The sequence below is a fragment of the Mesorhizobium sp. M7A.F.Ca.CA.002.05.1.1 genome (assembly GCF_003998335.1).
Lineage (GTDB): Bacteria > Pseudomonadota > Alphaproteobacteria > Rhizobiales > Rhizobiaceae > Mesorhizobium.
Map to the genome: position 1 here is coordinate 1 of NZ_RZQI01000491.1, position 4,488 is coordinate 4,488.

Genomic DNA, 4,488 nt, shown 5'->3' on the forward strand with positions numbered 1-4,488 from the left:
CGCCGAAGGCGTGCCGACGGCGGCGATCGCTGCCCGCATCGCCACCGAGCGCAACATCGACGCGCCGATCATTGCCGCCGTCGCCGCCATACTGGACGGTGCCATCACCGTCCGGCAGGCTGTGACGGCCTTGATGACCCGGCCGCTGAAGACCGAAACCAACGATTGATCCCCACGACTTTGAACGATCAGGAGAAAAAGATGCTGTTTGCTGTGATTTGCAAGGACAAGCCCGGAAGCCTGCAGGTGCGCCTCGACACGCGGCCCGAGCATATCGCCTTTCTCGAAGGGTTGAACGGCGACAAGAAGCTGGCCTTCGCCGGTCCGTTCCTTGATGCCGAGGGCAAGCCCAATGGCAGCCTCGTGGTCGTCGAAGCGTCCGACCTGGCTGGCGCCCAGGCTCTTTCGGCGGCCGACCCCTACGCCAAGGCCGGGCTGTTCGAAAGCGTCGAAATCCGCCCGTGGAACTGGACGTTCAACAAGCCGGCGGCTAGTTAATCCCGGTCGCCCGCGCGACGCCTAGGAGGAGAAAGACATGAACTACTGGCTGTTCAAATCCGAGCCATTCAAGTTCTCCTTCGAGATGCTGAAGGCCAAGGGCAAGGCCGGCACGCAATGGGACGGCGTGCGCAACTACGCCGCGCGCAACAACATGAAGGCGATGCAGATCGGCGATCTCGGCTTCTTCTACCATTCCAACGAGGGGCTGAACGTCGTCGGCATCGCTGAAGTCTGCGCGCTTGCCCATCCCGACACCACCTCGGACGATCCGCGCTGGGAATGCGTCGACATCCGCGCCGTAAGGGATGTGCCGAACCCGCCGACGCTGGAGCAGGTCAAGGCCAATCCGAAGCTTGCCGACATGGCGCTGGTGCGGCTCGGCCGGCTTTCCGTGCAGCCGGTGACGCCGGCCGAATGGAAGGAAGTCTGCCGCATGGGCGGCTTGACGCCGGCTCCGTGACGGCGCTGACGCCCAACAGCGCGAGGCAATTCATTCTCGACAACACGGCGCTGATGGCGCCGCCGCACGTCCCGGAGATCCTGCTTCATCTTGCCGACGAAGCGCATGATTTGTGGCAGCGGACCGAGGATGAGCTGGTCGAGATCGGCCTGCCACCGCCTTTCTGGGCCTTTGCCTGGGCCGGCGGCCAGGGCCTTGCCCGCTATGTCCTGGACAATCCCGGCACGGCGCGGGGCAAGCGTGTGCTCGACTTCGCTTCCGGCTCCGGCCTTGTCGCCATCGCTGCCGCCAAGGCAGGTGCCGCCAAGGTGATCGCAACCGACATCGATCCGTTCTGTGCCACCGCGATCCGGCTCAACAGCGAGATCAACGGTGTCGGGACCGAATTCCTCGGCACGGATTGCATCGGCACCGATGCAGGTTGGGACGTGGTCCTGGCCGGTGATGTTTTCTACGACAAATCTTTCGCGGACCGGCTGATGCCATGGTTCGCAACGCTGAAGGCGCGCGGCGCCGAGATCCTCGTCGGCGATCCCGGACGGTCGTATCTGCCGAAGGCAGGGCTGGAGCCGCTTTCTGTGTATGAAGTGGCCGTCACGCGGGCGCTGGAGGATGCGCTGGTCAAGCGCACGACGGTCTGGCGGTTCGCTTGACGCGATCGCCGAACAGGCGTTCCATCACATACAGATCAGAGGGGGAGCTCATGGATTTTTCAGCAGTGAACTGGCTGGCGGTGGTCGCTGCCGCGATCGCCGCGTGGCTGTTCGGCGCCGCTTGGTACATGGGCCTGAGCAAGGCGTGGCTGAAGGCCGCCAAGCTCGATCCGGCGATGATGAAGAAGTCGCCGCTGCCCTTCGTCATCAGCTTCATCGCCGAACTGGTCATGGCCACCATATTGGCCCTGGTCGTCGGCGCGATGACCGGCGGCGAGCCGACATGGATCGCCGGACTTGTCTTCGGCTTCGTGCTCTGGCTGGGTTTCGTCGCCACGACGCTCTCGGTCAATCACCGCTACGAGAATTTCGGCTGGGACCTGACCCTCATCGACGGCGGCCACTGGCTCGGCGTGCTGCTGATCATCGGCGCCGTGATCGGCTGGTTCGGCGCGGCGGCAACCTGATCAAGAAGGAGTAGGGCAGTAAGGCAGTAGGAAATAGGGGCAGACGGCACCGACGCCTATCCCTACTGCCCTGCCCTACTGTCCTACTGTCCTACTGTCCTACTGCCCTTTGTCCGTGGTCCGCGTCTTGGCGACTTCCTCGAGCATCCATTCGCGAAAGGCGACGATGCGTGGATCGTCGGCGGTATTTTCGGGATAGACCAGGAAGTAGGCGAACTCGGGCGCCACCCGCAGGCCGAGTTCGAAAGGCTGCACCAGCCTGCCCTGGGAAAGGTCGTTCGCCACCATGGCGAAATCGGCGAGCGCAACGGCATTGCCGTCGAGCGCTGCCTGGACGGCATCCGTGGAGTTGCCGAAGACGACGGTCCGGCTGTCGTCGAAATCAGTGATGCCGGCCGCGGCCATCCACATCCGCCAGTTCGGCCACGTCACGCCTTGCCGCGACCATTCAATATGCGCAAGCGTGTGGTTGAAGAGGTCGCGCGGCTCACGCAGCGGCGGACCGGACGTCAAGAGGCTCGGGCTGCACACCGGAATGAGAATGTTGTCGAACAGCCGGTGGGTGCGAAGACCCGGATATTTGCCGGCGCCGAAACGGATGCCGACATCGATGTCATCGAGTTCGAAATCCCGCACTTCATAGGCAATGTCGAATCGCAATTCGATATCGGGGTGATGCTTGCGAAAATCGTCGACGCGTCGCATCAGCCATTTTGACGCGAACTGCGCGTCGAGCGTTACCTTCAAAAGGGCGGTGCCGCGCGCCAGCTTTTGCGCCCGCGAAACGGCCCGGCCAAGCAGGTCGAGCGCGTCGGCCGAGGCGTCGAACAGCACCGTCCCCGCCTCGGTGAGCCGGATCGTGCGGCTGGTGCGTGTGAACAGCACCAGCCCGAGTTGATCCTCGATTTCCTTGATCTGATGGCTGACGGCGGCCGGCGTCAGGCCGAGCTCGTCGGCGGCACGGGTGAAATTGAGGTGCCGGGCCGCTGCTTCCAGTGTCCTCAAGGCACGAGTCCCGGGCAGAAGACGAGCCATCCTATCCTCAAATAAAACTTGATGATCCAGAGAAAACTACTCGTTTCTCGCAGAGATTTCAATCTGGCATCATCCATCCATCGAAACATCATCAAGCCGGATTTGATATCCGGGGAGAACGGAGCACACCATGTCCATCATCGTTTTGAATTCATCGACACCCCGCCCGGCCTGGCTGGCCGAAACTCTCGACTGGCTGCGTCACGCCCGGGTCGCGATACGCCTCGCCCGCCGCGACATTACCTACCAGAACGTCGAGGATCTCTCCGATCGCCAACTGCGCGATATCGGCGGCGAGCGCCGTGACGTCGCTCGCGCAATGGACAGGGAGCTTGGCCGGCTGGGCCTGCTAGACATGGGCTGGCAGAGACCGCGAAGGTCAGGGAATAGGCAGTAGGAAATAGGCAGTAGAGGAAAATTTAAGTCAGCGCCGACAGGTAGCCTACTGCCTACTGCCTACTGCCTACTGCCTACTGCCTACTGCCTACTGCCTACTGCCTACTGCCCTACTATCTCACCACCCTCACCACCGTCCGGTCCGACAGCAGTGGCAGCAGCCGCGCCATGGTTTGCGCCGTGACAGCCACACAGCCTTGCGTCGGCGTGAAGCCGGGGCGCGCCAGATGGAAGAAGATGGCGCTGCCGCGCCCGCGCCGGCGCGGCGACAGGTTCCAGTCGAGCACAAGGCAGGCGTCGTAGAGCCGGTCGTCGCGCCGCATGCGTTCGTGGCTGGCGCCATAGGGTATCTTGACCGGCCTGTTGTAGTTGCGGTCTTCGGGCACTTCGCACCAGCCCAGATCGGGCCCGATCGGCGTCATCGCCAGACGGGTCCTGCGGCCGCTGGAGAACTGATCTCCCCGGAAATACCCCGACAATATCCGCATCGCGGCCAGCGGCGTGGCGCCATCGCCTTCGCGCTTGCCGGCCGAGATGCCACCGCGCCCCAACGCACAGGCAAACACCGTTTTCCCGGCCTGCAACAGGCCCTGGCTTGGATGCCCAGGCCTCGCCCGCACGGTCAGCACACGCAGCCCTTTTCGCAAAATTGCGCCGGCTGCATTGCGATCGTGTTTTTTCTTGTATGATCGTGCCACGGAACAAATCACTGTGAACGGCTGTTGCGCCGGTCAGCTTCCGCATAAACAGGCAGCGGTCAACTGAATTTTCTTTTCAAAACAACGGATTGATCCATGACTTCACGCACCATACTGATCGTCGACGATGATGATGACCTGCGCGGCACACTGGTCGAGCAATTATCCCTTTACGAGGAATTCGACGTGCTGCAGGAATCGACTGCGGCAAAAGGTGTCGCCGCAGCGCGCGGCGGCCTCATTGATCTGCTCATCATGGACGTCGGACTGCCCGACAT

General features: G+C 62.6%; 7 protein-coding genes and 2 pseudogenes. 7 read left to right on the top strand and 2 right to left on the bottom strand.

Annotation, left to right across the window (positions count from 1 at the left end; genetic code table 11):
* From EN939_RS39200 to EN939_RS22315, 5 genes and pseudogenes are all read left to right on the top strand, one after another.
* Positions 1-169: pseudogene (locus EN939_RS39200) on the top strand (NAD(P)H-dependent glycerol-3-phosphate dehydrogenase); the annotation flags it as partial.
* A 32-nt stretch (positions 170-201) separates the two neighbouring features.
* Entirely contained in the window at positions 202-498 is a 297-nt protein-coding gene (locus EN939_RS22300; protein ID WP_127269714.1) for a YciI-like protein, read from the top strand.
* A 37-nt stretch (positions 499-535) separates the two neighbouring features.
* Entirely contained in the window at positions 536-961 is a 426-nt protein-coding gene (locus EN939_RS22305; RefSeq protein ID WP_023811233.1) for an EVE domain-containing protein, read from the top strand.
* On the top strand, positions 916-1,614 hold the full coding sequence (locus EN939_RS22310) for a class I SAM-dependent methyltransferase (protein WP_206517149.1): 699 nt from the start codon (positions 916-918) through the stop codon (positions 1,612-1,614). The genes EN939_RS22305 and EN939_RS22310 overlap by 46 nt, the downstream gene beginning before the upstream one ends.
* A gap of 50 nt (positions 1,615-1,664) precedes the next feature.
* A complete protein-coding gene (locus EN939_RS22315; protein ID WP_127269716.1) occupies positions 1,665-2,081 on the top strand; it encodes a DUF1761 domain-containing protein in 417 nt (138 codons plus the stop codon).
* Positions 2,082-2,180: 99 nt separating this feature from the next.
* Here the strand turns inward: EN939_RS22315 and gcvA are convergent, their stop codons facing one another.
* Complete coding sequence (gcvA, locus tag EN939_RS22320) at positions 2,181-3,116, bottom strand: transcriptional regulator GcvA (protein WP_127269718.1); 936 nt, start codon at positions 3,114-3,116, stop codon at positions 2,181-2,183.
* 130 nt (positions 3,117-3,246) lie between these two features.
* Between gcvA and EN939_RS22325 the strand changes: the two genes are divergently transcribed.
* On the top strand, positions 3,247-3,513 hold the full coding sequence (locus EN939_RS22325; RefSeq protein ID WP_127269720.1) for a hypothetical protein: 267 nt from the start codon (positions 3,247-3,249) through the stop codon (positions 3,511-3,513).
* A 112-nt stretch (positions 3,514-3,625) separates the two neighbouring features.
* On the opposite strand, the gene EN939_RS22330 is transcribed toward EN939_RS22325, so the two are convergent.
* On the bottom strand, positions 3,626-4,162 hold the full coding sequence (locus EN939_RS22330) for a L,D-transpeptidase family protein (RefSeq protein ID WP_206517156.1): 537 nt from the start codon (positions 4,160-4,162) through the stop codon (positions 3,626-3,628).
* Between the two features lie 144 nt (positions 4,163-4,306).
* Between EN939_RS22330 and EN939_RS22335 the strand changes: the two are divergent.
* A pseudogene (locus EN939_RS22335) lies at positions 4,307-4,488 on the top strand (response regulator); the annotation flags it as partial.

Bases quoted from the DNA above. Each gene is read 5' to 3' on its own strand.
- EN939_RS22300 (WP_127269714.1), top strand. From the start codon at position 202: ATGCTGTTTGCTGTGATTTGCAAGGACAAGCCCGGAAGCCTGCAGGTG.
- EN939_RS22315 (WP_127269716.1), top strand. From the start codon at position 1,665: ATGGATTTTTCAGCAGTGAACTGGCTGGCGGTGGTCGCTGCCGCGATC.
- gcvA (WP_127269718.1), bottom strand. From the start codon at position 3,116: ATGGCTCGTCTTCTGCCCGGGACTCGTGCCTTGAGGACACTGGAAGCA.
- EN939_RS22325 (WP_127269720.1), top strand. From the start codon at position 3,247: ATGTCCATCATCGTTTTGAATTCATCGACACCCCGCCCGGCCTGGCTG.
- EN939_RS22310 (WP_206517149.1), top strand. From the start codon at position 916: ATGGAAGGAAGTCTGCCGCATGGGCGGCTTGACGCCGGCTCCGTGACG.
- EN939_RS22305 (WP_023811233.1), top strand. From the start codon at position 536: ATGAACTACTGGCTGTTCAAATCCGAGCCATTCAAGTTCTCCTTCGAG.